Origin of the sequence: Solibacillus sp. FSL K6-4121 (genome assembly GCF_038002585.1) — a bacterium.
In the GTDB taxonomy this organism is placed as follows: domain Bacteria; phylum Bacillota; class Bacilli; order Bacillales_A; family Planococcaceae; genus Solibacillus; species Solibacillus faecavium.
On sequence record NZ_JBBOCS010000001.1, the window covers coordinates 1,177,118 to 1,198,319 of the forward strand.

At 38.2% G+C, this 21,202-nt stretch carries 18 protein-coding genes and 1 riboswitch; of the genes, 10 read left to right on the plus strand and 8 right to left on the minus strand.

Translation table 11 applies throughout. The features are described from left to right. Positions 1-361: 361 nt before the first annotated feature. Genes MHH95_RS05990 through MHH95_RS06000 form a run of 3 tightly spaced genes read left to right on the plus strand, consistent with a single transcriptional unit; the run spans position 362 to position 3,237 of the window. Complete coding sequence (locus MHH95_RS05990; RefSeq protein ID WP_191701258.1) at positions 362-1,636, plus strand: polysaccharide deacetylase family protein; 1,275 nt, start codon at positions 362-364, stop codon at positions 1,634-1,636. Positions 1,637-1,668: 32 nt separating this feature from the next. After that, entirely contained in the window at positions 1,669-2,163 is a 495-nt protein-coding gene (locus tag MHH95_RS05995) for a sigma-70 family RNA polymerase sigma factor (protein ID WP_191701331.1), read from the plus strand. A gap of 3 nt (positions 2,164-2,166) precedes the next feature. Beyond that, entirely contained in the window at positions 2,167-3,237 is a 1,071-nt protein-coding gene (locus MHH95_RS06000) for a S26 family signal peptidase (RefSeq protein ID WP_340726769.1), read from the plus strand. A gap of 26 nt (positions 3,238-3,263) precedes the next feature. Here the strand turns inward: MHH95_RS06000 and MHH95_RS06005 are convergent, their stop codons facing one another. The 3 genes from MHH95_RS06005 to MHH95_RS06015 form a co-directional block, all read right to left on the minus strand. Further along, complete coding sequence (locus MHH95_RS06005; RefSeq protein ID WP_191701256.1) at positions 3,264-4,232, minus strand: DMT family transporter; 969 nt, start codon at positions 4,230-4,232, stop codon at positions 3,264-3,266. Positions 4,233-4,312: 80 nt separating this feature from the next. Next, positions 4,313-5,539: a peptidase T gene (gene pepT / locus MHH95_RS06010; protein ID WP_191701255.1), complete on the minus strand. Its 1,227-nt coding sequence runs from the start codon at positions 5,537-5,539 to the stop codon at positions 4,313-4,315. 31 nt (positions 5,540-5,570) lie between these two features. Further along, a complete protein-coding gene (locus tag MHH95_RS06015; RefSeq protein WP_340726770.1) occupies positions 5,571-6,233 on the minus strand; it encodes a lysoplasmalogenase in 663 nt (220 codons plus the stop codon). A 228-nt stretch (positions 6,234-6,461) separates the two neighbouring features. Here MHH95_RS06015 and MHH95_RS06020 point away from each other — a divergent pair, with 228 nt between their 5' ends. Then, a complete protein-coding gene (locus MHH95_RS06020; protein ID WP_340726771.1) occupies positions 6,462-8,138 on the plus strand; it encodes a hypothetical protein in 1,677 nt (558 codons plus the stop codon). Positions 8,139-8,218: 80 nt separating this feature from the next. Here MHH95_RS06020 and MHH95_RS06025 read toward each other — a convergent pair whose 3' ends face one another. From MHH95_RS06025 to MHH95_RS06035, 3 genes are all read right to left on the minus strand, one after another. Further along, positions 8,219-8,632, minus strand: a complete 414-nt coding sequence (locus MHH95_RS06025) for a hypothetical protein (protein ID WP_339214910.1) — start codon at positions 8,630-8,632, stop codon at positions 8,219-8,221. Positions 8,633-9,112: 480 nt separating this feature from the next. Then, on the minus strand, positions 9,113-9,847 hold the full coding sequence (gene nfsA / locus MHH95_RS06030) for an oxygen-insensitive NADPH nitroreductase (RefSeq protein ID WP_191701251.1): 735 nt from the start codon (positions 9,845-9,847) through the stop codon (positions 9,113-9,115). Between the two features lie 87 nt (positions 9,848-9,934). Further along, complete coding sequence (locus MHH95_RS06035) at positions 9,935-11,416, minus strand: DASS family sodium-coupled anion symporter (RefSeq protein WP_340726772.1); 1,482 nt, start codon at positions 11,414-11,416, stop codon at positions 9,935-9,937. A gap of 356 nt (positions 11,417-11,772) precedes the next feature. After that, a riboswitch (SAM riboswitch) is annotated at positions 11,773-11,887 on the plus strand. A 116-nt stretch (positions 11,888-12,003) separates the two neighbouring features. Here MHH95_RS06035 and MHH95_RS06040 point away from each other — a divergent pair. From MHH95_RS06040 to MHH95_RS06050, 3 genes are all read left to right on the plus strand, one after another. Then, positions 12,004-13,308, plus strand: a complete 1,305-nt coding sequence (locus MHH95_RS06040; RefSeq protein ID WP_340726773.1) for an O-acetylhomoserine aminocarboxypropyltransferase/cysteine synthase family protein — start codon at positions 12,004-12,006, stop codon at positions 13,306-13,308. Between the two features lie 188 nt (positions 13,309-13,496). Continuing rightward, positions 13,497-13,895: a hypothetical protein gene (locus MHH95_RS06045; RefSeq protein WP_340726774.1), complete on the plus strand. Its 399-nt coding sequence runs from the start codon at positions 13,497-13,499 to the stop codon at positions 13,893-13,895. Between the two features lie 228 nt (positions 13,896-14,123). Continuing rightward, positions 14,124-15,110, plus strand: a complete 987-nt coding sequence (locus MHH95_RS06050; protein WP_340726775.1) for a homoserine dehydrogenase — start codon at positions 14,124-14,126, stop codon at positions 15,108-15,110. A 97-nt stretch (positions 15,111-15,207) separates the two neighbouring features. On the opposite strand, the gene MHH95_RS06055 is transcribed toward MHH95_RS06050, so the two are convergent. Both MHH95_RS06055 and MHH95_RS06060 read right to left on the minus strand, forming a co-directional pair. Further along, positions 15,208-16,176, minus strand: coding sequence for a hypothetical protein (locus MHH95_RS06055; protein WP_340726776.1), 969 nt, complete (start codon positions 16,174-16,176; stop codon positions 15,208-15,210). A 587-nt stretch (positions 16,177-16,763) separates the two neighbouring features. Further along, entirely contained in the window at positions 16,764-16,994 is a 231-nt protein-coding gene (locus MHH95_RS06060; protein ID WP_191704634.1) for a DNA-binding protein, read from the minus strand. 118 nt (positions 16,995-17,112) lie between these two features. On the opposite strand from MHH95_RS06060, the gene MHH95_RS06065 reads away from it, so the two are divergent. The 3 genes from MHH95_RS06065 (at position 17,113) to MHH95_RS06075 (ending at position 21,175) form a co-directional block, all read left to right on the plus strand. Continuing rightward, positions 17,113-17,979, plus strand: coding sequence for an EamA family transporter (locus tag MHH95_RS06065; protein ID WP_340726777.1), 867 nt, complete (start codon positions 17,113-17,115; stop codon positions 17,977-17,979). Positions 17,980-18,107: 128 nt separating this feature from the next. Further along, positions 18,108-18,800, plus strand: coding sequence for a response regulator transcription factor (locus tag MHH95_RS06070; protein ID WP_191701243.1), 693 nt, complete (start codon positions 18,108-18,110; stop codon positions 18,798-18,800). A gap of 185 nt (positions 18,801-18,985) precedes the next feature. Then, on the plus strand, positions 18,986-21,175 hold the full coding sequence (locus MHH95_RS06075) for a sensor histidine kinase (RefSeq protein WP_340726778.1): 2,190 nt from the start codon (positions 18,986-18,988) through the stop codon (positions 21,173-21,175). Positions 21,176-21,202: the final 27 nt, after the last annotated feature.

The following is a 21,202-nucleotide window of genomic DNA, read 5'->3' on the forward strand; positions in this document are numbered from 1 at the left end:
AAGTTTTTGAATTATATTGACAATGATAGTGATAATCATTATCATTATAAATGTAGCAAGAGCTTATTTGTAATACAGTACAAATAAGTCTGAGCTAACCGCTTTCTCCAGGAGCTAGTTAGCTCAGAAAATATTATTCTAAACCCCCTCATTTAGAATGTAAGTTTGACAGTGTGTCAGACTCTGAGTTTTTCACCCTTTATTTTTCATCTAGTTTACTTCCTTTTTGGAAGACCCGTTACCCGTATCAGCAAATTGATACGGGTATTTTTGTTGCAAAAAAAAAATAAAAACTTTTGAAACTAATTTTGAATTTTTCCGTCTGTACGTTGCTTTAAAAGAAAAGCTAACGGAGGAAATTATGAAAAAGGTTATTACTGTAGGGGTATTTGCTGCTTGTGTATTATTGATAGCAATTCAATATAAAAGTTTTGGTCAAAATATCGAAAGGGCTGTCGCTAATGAAAACGACGTTGTTCAAGTGGGTAATGAATTTCAAATTGAACAAGCGACACATCTGTTTGAAAAAGTTCTTCTTATAGAAGAAGCACAGCCAATTTATATAAAAGAGAAGGCACTTGTTGAAATTGGAACTGTGCAGCCAGGTGCATCTTTTGCCATTGCAAGTGAAGATGAGCTTTTTTATGAATTGCGGTTCGGTAAAATAACGACATTTATAAAAAAGGGAAGTGCAACCGTTGAAAAACGGGAAATTCAAGCATTACTTAATAAAGAGGTGACAGGTTCAGTCAAGGCAGACGAAAGAGTGGCTGTTTATGAAGAAACAAGCTTTGATAGCGCGGTTATGCTTCAGCTTGAACAAGGATTTCGCTTTCCGATAGTGGGAGAAATAGGGGATTGGTTTATTGTGAAAATTGGCGAGCGTGCGGGTTATATACATAGTCAATCAGTTGAAATAGATGAAGGTATTCCGGTTTTAGTGTATCATCATATTTTACCGAAAGAAGAGATGGTGACAGAGGCGAGTACTGTTTCGGTTGAATCATTTGAGCAGCAAATGGTCTTTTTGGCCGAGGAGCAATTTGAAACAATTACAACAGCACAGCTTTACGATTATTTGGAAGGTCGCCAAATTCTTTCAACCAATTCGGTACTTATTACTTTTGATGATGGTCTTCTATCGACGAAGGAGTATGCCTACCCAATTTTAAAGAAACATGGGTTTACAGCAGTACAGCATATTATCTCCTCTCGAACGAATCGTTATGAAGGCGAGCAGGTTTTTAATAGTGAAGGACCACTTCAGTTTTTTACGGAATATGAGATGGAACAATTAGCAGATGTATTTTATTATGAGGCTCATACAGATGGTTTGCATCGCCTCAATAGTGAAACAGGGCTTGGTGTAGCACTTGAACTGTCGGCTTCTGAAATTGCAGCGGACTTAAAGCGAAATGTTGCGACGCTTAAAAATGCGACATCGTTAGCGTATCCTTTCGGTCATTATAATGAAGAGATGGCTAAAGCGATGAAGGAAGTCGGGCTATTAATCGGCTTTACGACAAATGAAGGCTATGCAAATATTGAGCAATCAAATTATGAAGTAAATCGTTTTGGGGTAACAGAAAAGAAAACATATGAACAGTTCACTTCCTATGTAAAGGGGGTGTTCTGAAAATAGATAGATAGAAGGTGTTAATAGCTAATATGAAAGATTTTGATGCCATATTAGATGAGCATACGCGTTATTTAGTGCGCATCGCGTATTTGTACGTGAAAAATTGGGCTACCGCCGAGGATATCGTACAGGAAGTATTTGTGACATACTATCAAAAGAGTGATCAATTTCGCAACGAATCATCATTGAAAACGTATTTAACTAAAATGACTGCCAACCGGGCAAAAGACTATTTACGCTCGTGGAAACATAAAAAGGATGTTTTCTTCGATACGGTTTTTGCACAGACAAAGGGTGCGGATGAAGAAATCATACAAAAACAGCAGCTCGCTTCTCTCGAACAAAAGTTATTCCAGCTACCACTGAAATACCGTGAGCCACTCATTTTATATTATTATAACGAGCAGTCGATTGCGGAAATTGCATTATTTTTAGAGCTTAATGAAAATACGGTGAAAACGCGTCTGCGCCGAGCAAAGCAACAATTAAAAGAGTTTTTTAACGAAGAGGAGATGGAGGGATGATGCATGGATCCATTTAAAAAGCAGCTGGAAGACATGATGGGTGATACAAACTTGCAGGAAAGCCGAATAAAACAGCGTGTAAAAAATGATTTAACGACACCAAAAACAAAGCGTTCATGGCATGTGCAAGTAGTGACAGCAGCGGTTGCAGCGGTTGCGGTATTCCTATTTATGACAGCAGCTCCTTTTACCCAAAATTCAGCAAATGAAGGGCGGGGTGTCCCTTATGATCCGCTTGATGATTTGGCGCAAATCGCTACCCTTCAAAAATCAAAGCAACTTTCTACAATTAATTATGATGCTTTTGCACAGCTACCAGTGCTTGAAGAATTAACAGATTTACAATATATCGATAAGGATTCCTTTTCAATTGCAGGGAAAGAGGAACTTTATCATACGGTTATTGAACGACAATCTAATTTATTTGATGAGGTCGTATATAAAGCAGGCGATATTGTTCGAACGATGACAAATACGAGCAGTCATTTGCCTATTTATGAAAATGCCTACTATGAAGTGATCGCTGTGCCGGGAGACCGGGTCGTTTTGCAGAACGGCAAGCTAACAGTGAATGGGAAGCCTGTCCAATCGGAACTAATGGCATTGTATGAGGATAACGGCAATACGATTGCAGGCGGCTATGACCAATTATTGAACGCACGGGAATATTTTTTAGTAAATCATTTCCCAGCTGAAAATACTTTGCAGGCAGGAACGATTACCGCTGTGCATAAAATTTATGGGGAAGTAGTAGGGTTGGCTCAGCAAAATAAGACGGATTCCATTTATTTTGAGTTATCAAATGACTATACACCGGACCAATATTTCGATTTATATTTATATGACCAGATTTTTGGAGAAGGAACAATGAGTGAAAGATTGTCCGCCCAAGATAGTGCATTTCCGCATGCCAATCGCTTAGGGGAGCTGTTTTTAGAGGCGTCTTACCGCAGTGTTACGTATCTATCCGACACAGAAGTAGAAATTCGCTACCAATATGGTCGTGAAGGGGTAGGGGAATATGTATTTAAAATGTATAAAGATCAGACAGGCGTATGGCAATGGGGATTATAAAAAATGGGTAGTGACAAAAACTGTCGCTACCCATTTTCGTTTTTCAGCTGTAATCTTTTTCTATTTACTAGTACTGTATGATAACTATGAATGAGCAATCCAATGATGATGACAGCTAAACCTGCTAAAGCGAGAGGCTTTGGTAACGGGGCATTAAGTAACATCATTTCACCCATTACCACAAAAAGAACTTGGATGGATTGGGTTGCTTCTACAGCGGCAAGTTTCCCTTGGTCATGTCGTACGCGGTCAGTAGCGATAAAAAATAATACAGTAGCAATTACACCGGATGATACCGCCACAAGAAGTGATTGGTACAGTTGACTGGCAGATGGTAAACCAACTGTAAAGAAAGCATAAACTGCGAGTAGTACCCAAATTGGTAAAGAAGCAATTGTCATACCGAGCACACGTTGGAATGGATCAACTCTTCCGCCGCAAAGTGCCATCATTTTTCGATTGCCGAGTGGATAAGCAAAGGCAGCTATAATGACAGGAATTGTTCCAAGAAGTAGGCTTTGCGTTGAAACAGTTTGTGCTTGTGGGATTTGTATCATAAAAATACCGATTAAAATAATGCCCGAAATACTTAACGATATCAGTGGTATCTTTGCCCGAACTTTCTTTCCGTCAATGGTGGAAAGGAAAAGTGGTGCAAGAAGTAGACCAGCTACAATGGTAAATTGCCATGTACCCGATACGAGCCACCCGGGTCCATACGCAGCAGCAAATGTAAGAGGGGCATAAAATAGTACAAAGCCTATAAAACTCCATCCAACCCATGCAACGGGGCTTTCCTTCATTTCATTTGATAAAATCCGAAATCCATTTTTCCCTCGAATAGCCACGATTGCTATTAAAAAGGGGACCATAAAGAAGTAACGAAGGGAAGAACTCCAAAGCCAGCTGCCTCCCTCCAGTTCCATGGAACGGTTTAAAATAAACGTAACAGCAAAAAATAATGAAGCTAAAATGCCAATGAATATCTCCTTCATTTCACACCACCTGAATAGTTATAATTTTCCGTCTATTAAGTATATAAAAAAATGGAGCGAGTTCAATCGCTCCATTAATTTTAGTTGCGTTGTTCAAACAGCTGAACGATTTCAATAATGACTTCTGTAGCCTTTTCCATCGTTTCCGCTGATACGAATTCATATTTTCCGTGCATATTTTCTCCGCCTGCAAAAATGTTTGGCGTTGGCAAGCCCATGTATGATAGCTGAGAACCGTCTGTACCACCACGAATTGGTTCTACAATTGGAGTAATATCAAATTTAGAAAAGGCATCTTTTACGATATCGACAATTTCCATAACAGGCTCAATTTTTTCACCCATATTGTAATATTGGTCTTCAATTGCTACAGTGATTGCCTCTTTACCATACTTTGCTTGCATTTCTTGCCCTATCTTTGCCATATACGCTTTTTTCTCTTCGAATTTTGCGCGGTCATGGTCACGGATAATATATGACATCGATGATTCTTCAATGCCACCATTAAAGTGCATTAAATGAATAAAGCCTTCGTAGCCGTCTGTTTTTTCAGGAACAGCATCTTTAGGCATTTCGTTTTGGAACTCAATGGCCATTGTAATCGAGTTGACCATTTTATTTTTTGCTGATCCTGGGTGGATATTCGTACCGCGCGTCGTTACTTTTACACCAGCAGCATTAAAGCTTTCATATTGTAATTCCCCTAATGGTCCGCCGTCCATTGTATAGGCGTAATCAGCGCCGAATTTTTCCACATCGAACTTATGTGGTCCACGCCCGATTTCTTCGTCAGGTGTAAAGGCAACACGAATTTTACCGTGCTTAATTTCTGGGTTTTTAACTAAGTATTCCATCGCCGTCATAATTTCCGCGATGCCGGCTTTATCATCTGCACCTAGTAATGTATTTCCATCTGTCGTAATTAATGTTTGACCTACATAGTTTTTTAAATTCGGGAAGTAGTCTGGTGCCATCACCAAGCCATTTTTCAATGTAATTGCTTCACCGTCATAGTTGTCGATACGCTGTGGCTGTACATTTGTCCCTGTATAGTCAGATGTTGTATCAACATGTGCTAAAAAGCCAAGTGTCGGAACTTCTTTATCTGTGTTTGATTCAAGTGTTGCGAAAAGGTAGCCGTTTTCATCTAATGTAATCTCTGTTAAGCCAATCTCCGCTAATTCGTCCTTTAATACATTTAATAAATCAAACTGCTTCATTGTGGAAGGTGTTGTGTCTGAGTTGAAATCTGATTGTGTATCGATTTTTACATAGCGTACTAAACGTTCAATTACTTTTTCTTTCATATGAAAAAGACCCCCTATATACATATTGCTTTTATTGTACACTCTTTATTTCGGTTTTTGAACTAATTTTGAAGTATTGAGCAATGCTGAGCATTAAGAAAAACTGTGCAGCATAATAAGTGAACATGATAAGCTCATGTGCATAGGCAACTTCAAACATAAAGCGGTTGATTGCCAAAATGGAATCGGACGCAATAAATAAGGCTGCCCCGATAATTGCAAAGACACTTCCTGTACGAAACGAAGTCCAACCCATTGTCAAAATGACTAAAATATATGCTGTTACCGCAATTGCCAAAACCGTATCACCTTTTTGGAAAAGACTCCCCGCAATCCAAACCATCATAACAGCTCCATATAAACCTAAAATAATTTTCACATAAAGCGGTGTTGTTGCCTTATTCGTAGAACGGAAGGCAAAAATATAAAAAATATGCCCCGTTAGGAAAAAGCTCAGCCCGATGATGAACCATTGCAATGTATAATCACCAATCGCGCAGAAGATTAAACCAATTAGTATAAGCCAATAATAACGTGATTTAACAGGAACTTTTGTTAAATAGGCGAGCGCAATTAATAAAATCATTGGCAACAATTTAAATACCATCTTCAACGAACTATCAATCGTCTGAAAAAGAAAAACATAATATAGACCAAGACCAAAGAACAAAATAATTAGTATTTTACGTGCCATCCATTTACCTCCTGAAATAATATTAAAAAGGGCAGAACAAGTAGAAATTTCTATAATGATCATAATTAAGCTCTACACTCGTATTATAGTATATAAAACTATTTATTGAATATTTTACCAAACAAAAATATAATATTTAGCTTTTTTATTCGTCTAATGGATTTTTCCTAATGTTTATGAATCTTTTTTTTAGCTTATTCGTAAAGAGTACAGAGAGAGGTGAGTAATATGGGACAGTTATTGCTAATAACGGCAATTGGTTCACTTTTAATAACATTACTTTTAGTACCGCTAACAAAAAAAGTTAAAAATGATGAACTATCAACAAAAACATTTTCCATACTAGGGATCACAACATTTGTTTTAAGTTTTATTTCAGTGTTTTTAACGGTTTATATATCTAAAATTGATCTAAGCTGGACAATATTTTTATATGTATTACCCGTAGTGGCGATTGCAGGCGCAATATTTGCAGTCGGTGTTGAACAAAAAATAAAATCAGCCATCGTGCTTGTTGGAATCATCGGAATAGGTTATTTAGTAAGCGCACCTTTTTTTAACGCTGATGAGAAATTTGAATCTGCTCAAATGAAAGAGCAAACTGAAATTTCGCCGTTTGATGAGACGAAAACACCGGCAAGTGTACCACCGCAATTCGTTAGAAACAAAATGAAAAAAGCATTTGGTCAAGTACCAAACACAAGCTACTATGAATTAGGAAGCTTACAAATTCAAAAAGTAAATGATAAGTATGTGTATATCGCACCTGTAGAATTTTCCGGTGTATTTAAATGGTTCAATGGAAAAACGACACCAGGTTATTTCACAATGAGTGCGACAGATTCTAGTGATAATCCGAAATTTATTAAATCGGAAATGAGCTATGTTCCATCGGCATACTTCAATAAAAATCTGGAACGCCACATTCGATTAAATTATCCAACGTTGATTTTTTACGGTGATCCACAATTGGAAATCGACGAAGATGGTCATCCTTATTACATTCGATCATTCGGGGAATTTATTTCTGCGCGTAACGGCTTTGACGTAAAAGGTATTGTACTTGTCGATGCAAAAACAGGTCAATCTGAAAGGATTGCAACAGCAGACGTTCCGGAATTTATCGATGGCGCAGTATCTCCAGAGACAGTAAGCTTGCAGAACAGTTACTACGGAAACTATGTGCACGGTTTTTGGAATAGTCTCGTCGGTAAAAAGGATGTAAAATTACCGAGTGATGAAGGTACTGAAGCAAATGTAAGCCCAATCTTTATGGAAGATGGAGAAATGTATTATTTCACTGATTTCACTAGCCCTAAAGAGGGTGTTGATTCAATGCTTGGCTATGCATTGACGCATGCAAGTACAGGTGAAGCAACTTATTATACAGGGAATTTGGAAGAGTCCTACATGGATTCGCGAGGGGCTCTTGATATAATTGAGAAAAAATTCATCGAAAAAGAATGGAACGGTGAAATGCCGATTCTTTATAACTTTTATGGTGAAGCAAGCTGGCTATCGGCTGTTTTAGATGCAAATGGCTTTTTACAAAACTATTTCATCGTTTCCGCGGCTAATCCGGAAATTTCAGCATTCGGTACAACGCCTAATGAAGCGTTAAGATTATATAAAACAGCACTCAACAGAGGCGGAAGTACGGTGGATGGCTCTTCGAATGCCGAGGAAGCACAGTTGGCATCAGAAGTTGTCCGTGTTTATAAAGAACGTGTAGGGGATTTCACAATTGTGACGTTCTTAACGACAACTGGGGAAAACTTCATTGTAAGTTCAGAAACAGCACCTTTTGCAATCTACTTGCAGGAAGGCGATAAAGTAGTGCTGACATATTCAAAAACAGGGGAAGATTTCCAACCTGTAAAAGCACTGCAGATTGTAGGACTATAATAAAAATAAAGGAGCATGCCGTAATTTCGGCATCGCTCCTTTATTTTTAGGTGAACTTGTTTTTTGAAAACCTACTATTTCTAATACTCTTGAATAAACTGCATCATTTTTTTATAGCGTTCTTCAATATGATTATCTGAATAAAGTGTAATTGAAAGGAATTTATCGTGTTGTTCTTTTAAAATTGCACGCTCTTTCGCAAATTTCTCTGCTTGTTCGCGTTCGAGAATGTAATGTAAGTGGAAAATTTGCAATAGCGCCACTTCCGGATCTTCCAAATTGCAAACAAACTTAATCTGCCAAATATGTGTATAGGAAATATATTGATTGACATAAGCAGTGATTGCTTCATATTTTTCTTTATTAATATGTGATGCAATATGATTGTGGACATCTCTTAGTGCAGTGTTAATATCGATTATTTGCAACAAATGTTTGCGCACTGTTTTTAAATGTTGACGTTCCAAGGATTTTGCTACAAAACTAGGGGTCATTTTAATTCCTCCCTTTTACTACTGCTGTAACAATATTTTAACAAAACATAATAAAAAAATCTTAGGTATTAAAGATCGAATTAACTACAGCAATAAAATTAATTACCATTATTCTTATATAGAAAGAACTAACATCAAAAATTCCTCTAGTATAATAGGATCCAGTGATAACGTTGGGGAAAAATAAAAAGGGGCTGGGACAAAAGTAGAAATTTCTTTGTATAAGGGAAATATTCTTATTAAGGAATTGATATTATATGAATTGATTGGAGTGAAGGGGCGACTCCTGGGGGAACAGCAAAATTTATTTTGCGACGAGTAACCGCAGGAGCACCGACGACTGAGACTACAGGCTCAGGCCGTGCCCCCGGAAAGCGTCCCCGTAACGGAAATCAATTCTGGCAGAAGCAGAAAAACATCTATTTTTTCTTTGAAAAAATAGATGTTTTTCATTTTATCCCAGCCTCTTTAGATATTCCTTTATTTCCAGTTAAATCCTTTAGAAGCTAGGAAATCTTTCATATGAGGCCGCTTTTGTTCGATTAAAAAGTCTGCCATTTGCTTTGTCCATGTAGCCATTTTTTGATTAGAAGAACGGCTCGCATAGTAGCTTTCCATCGTTGCATCGTATTCATCTAGAAGAGCGTCATACTTTTCAACGTTGTAGCTGTTTTCATGCAACACGGCATCTACTGGTAAACGCGGTTTTGTTTCGTTTCGTTTTGTAGGTGTCCCGATTGTCATAGCGAATAGCGGAAATACATTTTCCGGCAAGTTGAACAGATCGCTGATTTCCTTTGGATTTGTACGTGCACCGCCAATATAGCAAATACCATAGCCCATTGCTTCTGCTGCCACAACGAAGTTTTGAGCAAATAGTGAAACGTCTGCAACACCTACAAGCACGTTTTCTGCTGAGTCTGTGACAATGTTAACATCATGCTTTTGGCCAGCCGCTTGTAATCGCTTGAAGTCTACGCAAAATAAAAATGAGGCGCCAGCTGTTTGGAATTGGAATTCGTTTTTGGATAGCTCACCTAGTTTTGCTTTCTTTTCATCATCCGTTACCCATATAACACTATATGCTTGGACAAAGTGCGAGCTTGCTGCCATTTGAGCAGTCTCAATTAAATCAATGACTGTATCTTTTGAAATTACTTCACCTGTATATTTACGAACAGATGAGTGACTACGTAACAATTCTCTCGTTTCCACATGAACATCTCCCTTTGTATGTAATAGAAAAAGCTTAAAGGAATGATCCTTTAAGCTTATTCTAGTCAATTTTTTACTTGAAGTCGATTATAATAGTCCAATCCATTTCCAGTACGTTGCACTTAGAAGAAGTATTAAAATATAACCAACGATTGTTAGCGGAATACCTGACTTCAAAAAATCCTTTGTTGTAAATGCGCCTGTACCGTAAGCAAGCATGTTTTGCGGTGCGCTTACTGGTAATAGGAATCCGAAGCAAATAACAAATTGCTGGATTAGTACAAAACCAATTTGATTTTCTAAAGGCATCGGTAAACTAATGGCCAATGCGATAAATACGGGAATCAAGGCAGAAGCCAAGCTTGTCGCAGATGCAAAACCTAAATGAATGACAATATTGAAAACAGTAACTAATGCTATGGTAGCTATAATAGGCATCGTCTCTAAGCCAAGTGAGCCGAAAATCGTATTAGACAGCCAGGCTGCACCTTTTGTACCCAAAAGAGTCGTTCCAAGTGAAATACCGACTGCAAAAACAATCAATGTACCCCAGTCAATACGGCTAGAAGCTTCTTTCCAATTAAATACTCCAATTTTAGGTGTCAATAAAAAGGCAATAGCTAAAATGGTAATCGTTGTCGTATCAAATGGATGCAATTTTCCTTCTGTTGACCAGAAGAATAATAGTAGAACAGAAGTGATGATTAAAGTAATTTCTTTGCGTTTTAAAGGACCAAGATCTTGCAATTGCTTACGGATAATTTCTTTTCCGCCAGCTATATTATCCGTTTCGGGTTTGATTAATTTAATCATAACAAAGAATAATACGAAGGACATGATGACTGAAAACGGCGCGGCATACATAAACCACTTGCCCCAAGAAATATCGACTCCAAATTCAGAGTTAATAAAACCAAGTGCTACTAAGTTTTGCGCTGCAGCAGTTTTAATCCCCACATTCCAAATTGAAACAGCTTGGGTAGCGGTAATAACTAACAACGCTGCAAGTCTACTTTCTTTAGATAATCCAAAGGCCGCAACAACCCCTAATAGAATAGGGACAACTGCACCAGCACGAGCAGTCGCGCTTGGTACAACAAAAGCTAATACAATTGCTACTAAAATAGCCCCTACTACTAATGCTTTCGTTTTTGTTCCAACTAATGATAAAACCCACAGTGCAATACGCTTATGAAGGTTCGTTATTTGCATGGCAGCTGCTAAAAATAATGCAGCCCCGACTAACGCAACCGAGGAACTACTAAATCCACCTAACGCTAATTTTAACGCTTCTTTAGTGCCCATTTGTACGGAAGGATCTTCCATACTCGGAGCCAAACCTAATAAAACAGCGATGGCAGCTAATATCATTGCAGAACTAACCGGATAGGCTACCGCTTCGGTTACCCATAATATAACGGCAAATGCTAAAATAGCTAATGCTCGTTGTCCAACAACGGGAAGATCTCCACCACTATTTGGAAGTAAAACAATGGTAATGAGTGCTGCAAACGCTAAAACTATCCATAATGGTTTTAAATTTCGTTTACTTGTCGCTTCTGTTGCCATACTTAACGCCTCACTTCGTTTAAAGTTTTAGTTAAATAATAAATTAATAAGACAAAATATACCCATTCTTCTAAAAGTAAAATATATTCTTTATTTCCAATTGCAAGGGAAATCCCTTAACAATTATGATTATAGCACTTCCAAAAAATGATACATGTTAATATTTGGTGAATAAATATATTGAGAAAAATTTTGTTTTAAGCAGAAATTGTATAGAATAGTATAATAATTTTAGTGTGGGAAGATAAAATATTTTTATGAATTAATTTAAAATCAGAAAATTTTAATTTTTCGGTTGACTTATAGAATTACTCTGCTTTATACTGAGAATCAACGATGGAACATAAATCACATATCTCTTATCAAGAGCGGCGGAGGGAATAGGCCCTGAGATGCCCGGCAACCAGTAAGTGATGAACTGACTAAGGTGCTAAATCCTACAAAATGGACAATCATTTTGAAAGATAAGAGGAGGCAAACTTGCTCATGCGCAACCCTCTTCTTAACTGAAGAGGGTTTTTTTCATTTAAAAAATCCTCCTCAAAAACACCGATTTCACCATCGAATAATTTTAGGAGGTTATTAGAGTGACGAATTTAAGACCAGAAACTTTATTATTGCACGGGGGGCAAAAGCCAGATCCTGTAACGGGGGCGATTGCAGTTCCTGTATATCGTACAACTGCCTATGCATTCAATGACACTGCTCATGCGCAACGTCTATTTGCATTACAGGAAACTGGCAATATTTATTCTCGTATTATGAATCCTACAGTGGGGGCATTTGAAGAACGGGTTGCTTTACTTGAGGGGGGCACAGCTGCAGTAGGGCTTTCATCTGGCGCAGCAGCAGTGGCATTCTCCATTTTAAATGTAGCCGGTGCAGGAGATGAAATTGTTGCTGCTGGTTCTCTGTACGGAGGAACATACAATTTATTCGCAACTACATTGCCTCGCTACGGCATTACAGTAAAATTTGTGGATGAATCAGATCCTGCAAACTTCCAAGCGGCGATTACTGATAAAACGAAGGCGATCTTCGCTGAAATAATCGGAAATCCAAGCTTGAAAGTTCTCGATATTGAAGCGGTAGCAAACATCGCTCATGACAATGGTCTTCCGTTATTAATCGACAGCACATTTGCTTCCCCATATGGAAGTAATCCGATTGAATTCGGCGCGGATGTTGTCATTCATTCTGCAACAAAATGGATTGGCGGTCATGGAACGACGATCGGCGGGATTGTCGTTGATGCCGGGAAGTTTGACTGGACGCAAGGAAGACATCCAGGATTTACGGAACCGGATGCTTCTTATCATGGTCTACGCTATGGAATTGACACAGCAGGCGCTGCATTTGCGACAAAGCTTCGTGTTCAACTATTGCGTGATTTTGGTCCAACATTATCTGCTGACGCGGCATTTAATTTCCTGCAAGGACTTGAAACGCTTCATTTGCGTATTGTCCGTCACAATGAAAACACACAAAAAGTTGCCGAGTATTTAAGAAACCACCCATTTGTGGAATACGTAAATTACAACGGCTTTGAAGATTTTGAGACACATGATTTGGCGAAAAAATATTTGAAAAACGGCTTCGGATCAATCATTACGTTCGGCATTAAAGGAGGACGTGAAGCAGGTCGCCAAGTAATTGATAACGTGGAATTATTCTCGCATGTAGCTAATGTTGGAGATGCCCGTTCATTGATTATCCATCCTGCGAGCACAACGCACCAACAGTTATCTGCTGAAGAATTAAAAACTGCCGGCGTATCGGAAGAGCTCATTCGCTTATCGATTGGTTTAGAGGCAGCAGAAGATATTATCGCGGATTTAGAACAGGCATTAGCGAAAGTTGCGGCTGAAGTAGGCGCAGAAACAAACGCATAAAACTTTAAAAAAGGCTTAGCTTTTCCCATTCGAGAAGCTAAGCAATTTTTAGAAAATTAATTCCTACTAATTGTATAAGTTTTATTGACAAAATTAATACCTAGTAATACAATTGGAATAATAAAACTACCAACCAAAATATTTGAAATAATGTTGCAGCATTATTGAAAGAAAAGGAGTTGTTCAACATGGGGAAAGTATACAGTGCACAAAATGTAGCAGCCTATATTATTTATGAATTAAACGAAGTAAAGGAATATATAAACGCTTGTGCAATTCAGCAAATTTTAGCGGATGTAAATGTCATGTGGCAAAAGGTTTTTGGGCATAGTGCTTTCTCGGAACAAACTCACAATCTGGAAACAACAGGCTATGTCATAAAGGAAGTTGCTGAGGAGTATAACGTTCATGGAAGTGCGCATATTTTAACTCCAGCACGCGAATGGTTTTTAAAATATGGTGAGTTCCAATTAGTGCAACGCCCATATGCGGTGCCAAACTACTCCGTGAAAGAAGAACTTGTTATGACAAAAATTTTAAATGCGCATCGTTTACGCGTATATAATTCTGTAAATGTAGCAGTATAAAATAACTTTAAACACTAGCCGGAGAATTTCTGCTAGTGTTTTTGTTTACCCGATTTAGCTATTAAACAATAGAATTTAAATGAAATTTGACCGTTTACAGTAAACAAATGTCCTTCTAGGAGAGATTCTCCTTGTTTTCATGTATTATATAGGATAGAATTTCTTTAAGATAAATTATTTGAATTATTCGTCAATATATATGTGTTAAGAATTTGGAGGAGAAAGGCAATGGCAACAATCAAGGCAGCGATCTTAGGATTTGGCACAGTAGGTCAGGGAATTTACCATATTTTAAATGAGAAGAGGCAGGAGCTTCGCGAAAAGCTGGGGGTAGAACTGGAGGTCGCGAAGATTTTAGTAACCGATGCAAGCCGTGAGCGTGTACCGGGAACAAAGCATTTAATGACAGAGTCAATGGATGACGTGCTGGCGGAGAGTGACCTGCAAGTAGTATTTGAAGCGATTGTAAATGAAGAACCTGCATTCACATACTTAAAACGTGCTGTTGAGGCGAAATGCCATGTCATTACAGCGAATAAAGTGATGCTTGCGAAACGGGGTGAAGAGCTCGAAGCATTAGCAAAGTTAAATGGTGTATTTATCGGCTTTGAGGCAACCGTAGCAGGTGGTGTGCCTATTATAAAAACGATGAAAAACATCCTGCTTGTAAATGAAGTTAGATGTGTACAGGGAATTCTAAATGGAACGACAAACTACATCTTAACGAAAATGCGTGCAGAGGGCTGGACCTTTGATCAGGCGTTAAAAGAAGCGCAGCAATTAGGCTATGCAGAAGCAGATCCATTTAATGATATTTCGGGTCAAGATGCCTTTAAAAAGCTGATGATTTTATCAAGCTTAGCATTTGGAGAACAACCAAACTGGGCAGATGTAGAAGTGATTGGCATTGATACAATTTCTGCCGAGCAAGTAGCCGACGCGAAAGCGCAAGGGCTACGCTACCGTCATGTGGCAGAAGTTGAAAAGCTGGAAGATGGTACAATTCATGCAAAAGTTGCACCGCTCTTAGTAAATAATGAACATCCACTTTATCCGGTAGATGATGTTTTTAATGCCGTAACGATGGAAACAGACTATATCGGCACATTATCCGTAATAGGACCAGGAGCAGGTATGTATCCGACAGCAAGTGTCATGGTAGAAGATTATGCGGAGATTATTGGCAAACGGGCAGGTTTTACAGTAACGATTTAACAAAAGAGAAGCTATCTCACTTAATGAATTAAATATTATCCATGAAGTAAAGACACCATTGTTCCTCTTTAGAAACAATGGTGTCTTTAGGTTGCTGTTACGAACTCTGCTGTACATTAAGGGTAGAATCAAACTTTTGAAACAGGTCCTTAACAGATGGATGTAGTTGATTGTTTTCTTCTATAATTAACTCTTGTATCTCACTCTCTTTTATCAGCCTATAAATCGTTTTTAACTGATCCATTTGAACGGCTGTTGGTGTGTTGATAATCATTTCGTTAAGAAAGGTAATGGGACCGTTTAAAGAAACATTTAGTTCAGGATTCAAGGTAAAGGCTAGCTCGAACAGATGTTCAGCATTTCTAAATTCCTGTAAGACTGGCTCTATGATATACCATCTCTCCTGAGGGTCCTGAAGGGTATTTTCACTGGCTTCTTGTATTGGGACAGTTTTCTCAAAGGCCATTTCCATAAGTTTATAAGCGTCTTTAAAAAGAGCATAGGAAGCGGGTTGATTATAATAATCGTTCATATTATCTTTTTTATAAAAGGTTTCCTTTTGAAATCCCTTTACCTTTTGATCGTAAGTGAATTTTTGGATAATGATATTACTGTGCTGCGTCATATGCATCACAATTCCCGGCTTTCCATCAAAAGTTGCGGTACTAAAATCCAAGGAGCCTAGTTGAATATAATCATCAAATAGCGGGTAAGAATTTTCACCATCCTGCACTAACAACAACCAGTTCTGACCATCGTCCCAAGCGAATAAACCATTTTCCATTTTGCCTGCATTTACGTACAATTCAATAATTTCCTCTTCACCATCTTCATCGATATCTAAGCTTTTTTTCTTATAAAGAGTCTGAGGATACTTTTCAATACTTTTTGCTGAAATAGTTGAATAATCACTGTTTGCTTGTTTTATGAGAGCCTCATTTTCTAGTGACATCTGTTCCACTTGTTTTTTTAAATCATTTATCTCTTTAGTCTGATCTGTATTTGATTGAGTGCACCCGCTCAGTATACCTGCAAAGCATATTGTTCCTAATAAAAACGTTCTCATTACAATCCTCCCTTATAGAGCTTTTTAATGTAAATTAGGCGTTTAATCATGATTGCATAATTCCTAGAGTTCTTTATGTAAATAATACTTAATATTAACATAAATTGGGTTAATCACTATAAAGTAGGAAAAATTTTCTAATAAAATTTCACTTGATTGGTGGGCTACGGCAAGACAGCGCTATAGCCACGTGATACGTGTCTTTATCACTGCCTTTATTGCCGTTTGCGAGGCCCACCAATCCAAAAATTTTGCCTTCGTTATAAAGTGAAGTAAAAAACACCCAATCAAGCCGCTTGCGCTATCGCGAGGCGGCGGAGAGCGGAAATGCTATGTTTTGTCTTTTCATTTTGGCGCTGAAATCCACTTTATGCCAAAGTAGAGTGACGTGGAGCGAAGGGTAAGCCGCCAAAACACTAGCTTCAACGAAAAGAGTTTTGCGAAGGGGAGGGGCGGACCCGGAAAGCGTCCCCCTAACGGAAATCAATTCTGACAGAAACAGAAAAACATCTATTTTCTCTTTGGAAAAATAGATGATTTTCGTTTTGTCCCAGGCTCTTTTCTAAGAGTAGATTTTTCAATTTTTTTTAGTCTTCATCCTTAATATCCACATCTTCTGGGATAGGAGTGTTTTTCCAAATTTCGATTTCTTCTTTAATTCGCTCAAGTTGCTGATGGTACGTTTCAAATTGCGCACTGTTAATTAAAAAGTTTTCACCATCATGCACTGCTTTAATACGACCAGCATAAATGTACTGTAGAATCTGGTGCTCCGGCATGCCTATATCATTTGCAGTTTGTTCGACTGATTTATACATCATGATGCCTCCTTTTAATTTTGGGTTAATTCTATTATAAATATAATTTAGAGAAAGTTCATCTCGATTGGCTGTTCAACGTATGATAGCATAATGGTTATAAAAGCGGGGTGTAATAGTGAACATTTTACCGTACATATTTGTTTTATTGGCTGCGATGCTTTGGGGCACAGTCGGTACGACTCAAACATTTTTAACAGAAGGTATTTCCTCGTTCTCAGTTGCTGGTATTCGTTCGGCAATTGGCGGGGGAGTTTTACTAATCGCAGTTATCCTCATGCGAAAAATTTCGTTTCGTCAATGGTCATGGAAGTGGACTATTCTGGCTGCGATTGCAATTGCTTTATTCCAAAGTTTGTTTTTCACATCTGTCCGTTTTACAGGTGTGGCGGTAGGGACAGTTGTGACAATAGGAAGTTCACCGGTATTTGCAGGAATAATTGAATGGGTCTTTTGGAAAGTACGCCCAACACTTGTCTGGGCAGTTGCCACCGTGTTGGCGATTGTCGGTTGCTTACTGTTGTTTATGAATCAGGGAGATACAACGATAAACCCTGTTGGAATTGCATTGGCGCTGGCAGCGGGCTTCATGTTTGCCTTGTATACGAATGTAAGTAAGCAGCTGATGAAACGCGAGGAAACGTTACCCGCGGTAGCGATGACCTTTACACTTTGCGCATTATTTTTATTGCCATTGGCAGCGAAGGATGGTTTCAGTTGGGTAACAGAAGGCGTGAATCTTTGGGCAATGCTATTTATGGCACTTGCTGCAACGAGTTTGGCGTACATATTATTTTTGGGCGGATTAAAGAAAATCAGCTCGTCCGCTGCAGTGACATTAAGCTTGGCCGAACCTTTAACAGCAGCATTACTTGGCGTATTTTTAGTTGGCGAGCATTTAACATTTGTAGCCTGGATTGGCGTTGGTTTATTATTAGGTGGAATTGTAGTATTAACAATAGGTGCAAAAAAAGCTGCTTCATAAGAGGTAGCTTTTTTCTGTATGATCAAAGCTAAAGATAATCTTAAGAAATTCTTCAGATTTTGAATAGGTAGATGTTAAGAAGTTCCATTTATTATAAAGTTATAAGAAAAAGTTGTGAGGTGAGCAGGATGGATCAGCTGACGGTGCTCGTGACTGATGACGATCAGGACATACGGGACGGCATAGAAATTTATTTGAAAAATGAAGGATATAGGGTGTTGAAGGCAGCAGACGGGAATGAGGCAATCGAGCTGCTGAAGCAAAATGAAGTACATTGTATTATTTTGGACGTAATGATGCCGAATATGGATGGAATAACCGCAACGTTCAAAATTCGTGCAGAGCGTAATATTCCAATTATTATGCTTAGTGCAAAGGCTGAACAGACAGATAAAATTCACGGCCTATCTGTTGGGGCAGATGATTATATTACGAAACCTTTCCACCCACTTGAATTGTTGGCACGTGTAAAATCCCAGCTTCGACGCTATGTCAATTTCGGAACACTTGGACTTGGGGAAGCAACTCCACTAGTTGAAGGACTTGAACTTGATGCGGCAGCAAGGGAAGTAAGAGTTGACGGGGAGCCTGTCAAACTAACACCGACCGAGTATAAAATTACCGAGCTATTATTAAAAAATGCAGGACGTGTTTTTTCAATTGGTGAAATTTATGAAATGGTTTGGAATGAACCTGCATACAACGCTGAAAATATTGTAGCAGTCCATATCCGTAAAATCCGTGAAAAAATTGAAGCCGATCCTAAAAATCCTCGCTATTTAAAAGTTGTATGGGGCTTAGGGTATAAAATTGAAAAGTAAAGTTTTTACTTGGATGGGGGCAATGAGCGCAGTAGTTGGATTTTATTATCTCGGAACGTATTTTTTTGATTATTTTACAGGGCGGTTTGTCCCGTTAGTTAAACAGTTTTTATATTTTTTATCAATATAAAAAGAGCATTTGCTGCATGATGGGTAGATGTTCATTCCATTAGGAGGAATAACGAATGAAGAACAATAAAATTTACCTCCAACTTTTTCTTATGTTTGTGGTGGCGACCGCAGTCATTTTAATTTTTACAAGTGGTAGTAGTTATTTTGGGAAAACATTTAATGAATCACAAGATTTTAAGCGTGATTCGGAGCGATTAGTATCCGAGCTTTCACAAAACTTATTTAATGTACCGACAGAACAAGATTTTGAAGGAGCCTTAACTGTTTCGGAAGAAGAAATGCATAGTTACCGTACACATTATGGTTCCCTGGCGGAGCAAATTCAAAATATTAAAGAGCAATATAAAGGTGATATAGAGGTAGCCGAAGACGCGGATGTTATTGAAGCACTTGAGCAAGAGCGTGATGCAAAAATAGAGGATATTAGGAAAAATTTCGAAGACGATGATTATGTTAAGGCTAAAATAATCGCAATAAAGAAAAAAGCGATACAAGAAGAGCTGAAAAACATTAACAGCGAAAGAAAAAATACATTAAGTCAATATAGTCACTTCGCTTACGAATTTACAGATGAAAAAACGGGAGAAGTTTACCGCAATGGCGATGTCGATGAGCAGTCAGTCTTTGAGAATACGTTTAATAATGTAGGAAAAGATTTCAATAGTAATTATACGATTCATTTTTCGGACCATGATAATCTAGGCATTATTAGAGACAGTTATACGCTTGACCGGGATTTGCAAAGTATTTCGGGTGTTGTAACGGTTCCAAAATCTTGGTTTGATAACTCGTATTTAGGAACAGACCAGAAAGCATTTACTATTACGAAATATATATATTATGGAATTGTTCTTGCAGGAATTATTAGCTTTGTATTATTAATGACTTATTTAGAACCAAAGCGAGAGGACTTCAACCGGAAATTCCCACTGCGTGATTCATTTGAACGTTTACCGATTGATATCCGTATTGTAGCAATGGTTATTGTTGCTTACTTCGCGATTATTGCGAATGAGATGTTTATAAGATCTATTCGATTACAAGTATATATAACTGGTCGTTATAGTCAGATTATTGATTTATTCATAACGGGAATCATCAGTTTTGTGTTTATTGCCGCAGTCATATTTATAATAGTTTCGATAGCTGAAAGTTTAAAGAACGAGCGAAATTTAGAAAAAATTTGGCCTCACACTTTTACATCGCAAGTAGTGGACGCTGCTAAATCAATGTTTGAGAATCGCTCTGTAGGGATGCAGTCACTAATATTACTATTTGTAGTGTTCCTCGGAGGGTTTGGACTTGCAGTTGTGATGGCAACAGCAGACGCAGGAGTTTTCCTGTTTTATATGTTCTTATTTGTAGTATTCTTCATGCCAACACTTTATATTTTCATGCGCCGTATGGGCTACCTAAACCGTATTATGAAGCATACAGAAGATATGGCAAACGGCCGTTTAACAAAAGACCTGAAAGTGAAGGGGAAATCTCCTTTAGCGAAACATGCACAAAATTTAAACGGGCTGCGTGAAGGCGTTCGTACTAGTATGAATGAACAAGCTAAAAGTGAACAAATGAAAACAGAACTAATAACAAATGTAAGTCATGATTTGCGTACACCGTTAACGTCAATTATTACGTATACGGATTTACTGAAAAATCCATCGATTACCGAGGAAGAACGCACTAAGTATATTGGGATTTTAGATGCAAAATCGAATCGTTTAAAAACATTGATAGAAGATTTGTTTGAAGTATCGAAAATGGCGAGTGGCAATATAGAAATCTCCAAGCAGCGCATCGATTTAGCCCAACTGTTGCAGCAGGCGGCTGGTGAGCATGGGGAAGATTTCGCGGCGGCAAATTTAGATTTACGAGTAAATATTTCAGAGCAACCAATATATGCTTATGTAGATGGGCAGAAATGGTGGCGAGTAATCGATAATTTAATCGTCAATGCTCGTAAGTATTCATTAGAAGGCACGCGTGTTTATGTGAACTTAAAATTAGTTGACGGAAACGCAGAGTTAGCGGTTAAAAATGTTGCAAAGTATGAGCTATATGAAGAGGCATCACAATTAATTGAACGCTTTAAACGTGCAGATACGTCGCGTCATACAGAAGGCTCTGGGCTAGGCCTTGCGATTGCACAGTCCATTGTTGATCTTCATGGTGGGCAATTGGAAATAGCAGTAGACGGAGATCTTTTTAAAGTAACAGTGAGTGTTCGTACAGAAAAATAAGCAGAAGAAACTGCAGTAAGGGGATGG

Bases quoted from the DNA above. Each gene is read 5' to 3' on its own strand.
- MHH95_RS05990 (WP_191701258.1), top strand. From the start codon at position 362: ATGAAAAAGGTTATTACTGTAGGGGTATTTGCTGCTTGTGTATTATTG.
- MHH95_RS05995 (WP_191701331.1), top strand. From the start codon at position 1,669: ATGAAAGATTTTGATGCCATATTAGATGAGCATACGCGTTATTTAGTG.
- MHH95_RS06000 (WP_340726769.1), top strand. From the start codon at position 2,167: ATGGATCCATTTAAAAAGCAGCTGGAAGACATGATGGGTGATACAAAC.
- MHH95_RS06005 (WP_191701256.1), bottom strand. From the start codon at position 4,232: ATGAAGGAGATATTCATTGGCATTTTAGCTTCATTATTTTTTGCTGTT.
- pepT (WP_191701255.1), bottom strand. From the start codon at position 5,539: ATGAAAGAAAAAGTAATTGAACGTTTAGTACGCTATGTAAAAATCGAT.
- MHH95_RS06015 (WP_340726770.1), bottom strand. From the start codon at position 6,233: ATGGCACGTAAAATACTAATTATTTTGTTCTTTGGTCTTGGTCTATAT.
- MHH95_RS06020 (WP_340726771.1), top strand. From the start codon at position 6,462: ATGGGACAGTTATTGCTAATAACGGCAATTGGTTCACTTTTAATAACA.
- MHH95_RS06025 (WP_339214910.1), bottom strand. From the start codon at position 8,632: ATGACCCCTAGTTTTGTAGCAAAATCCTTGGAACGTCAACATTTAAAA.
- MHH95_RS06035 (WP_340726772.1), bottom strand. From the start codon at position 11,416: ATGGCAACAGAAGCGACAAGTAAACGAAATTTAAAACCATTATGGATA.
- MHH95_RS06045 (WP_340726774.1), top strand. From the start codon at position 13,497: ATGGGGAAAGTATACAGTGCACAAAATGTAGCAGCCTATATTATTTAT.
- MHH95_RS06050 (WP_340726775.1), top strand. From the start codon at position 14,124: ATGGCAACAATCAAGGCAGCGATCTTAGGATTTGGCACAGTAGGTCAG.
- MHH95_RS06055 (WP_340726776.1), bottom strand. From the start codon at position 16,176: ATGAGAACGTTTTTATTAGGAACAATATGCTTTGCAGGTATACTGAGC.
- MHH95_RS06060 (WP_191704634.1), bottom strand. From the start codon at position 16,994: ATGTATAAATCAGTCGAACAAACTGCAAATGATATAGGCATGCCGGAG.
- MHH95_RS06070 (WP_191701243.1), top strand. From the start codon at position 18,108: ATGGATCAGCTGACGGTGCTCGTGACTGATGACGATCAGGACATACGG.
- MHH95_RS06075 (WP_340726778.1), top strand. From the start codon at position 18,986: ATGAAGAACAATAAAATTTACCTCCAACTTTTTCTTATGTTTGTGGTG.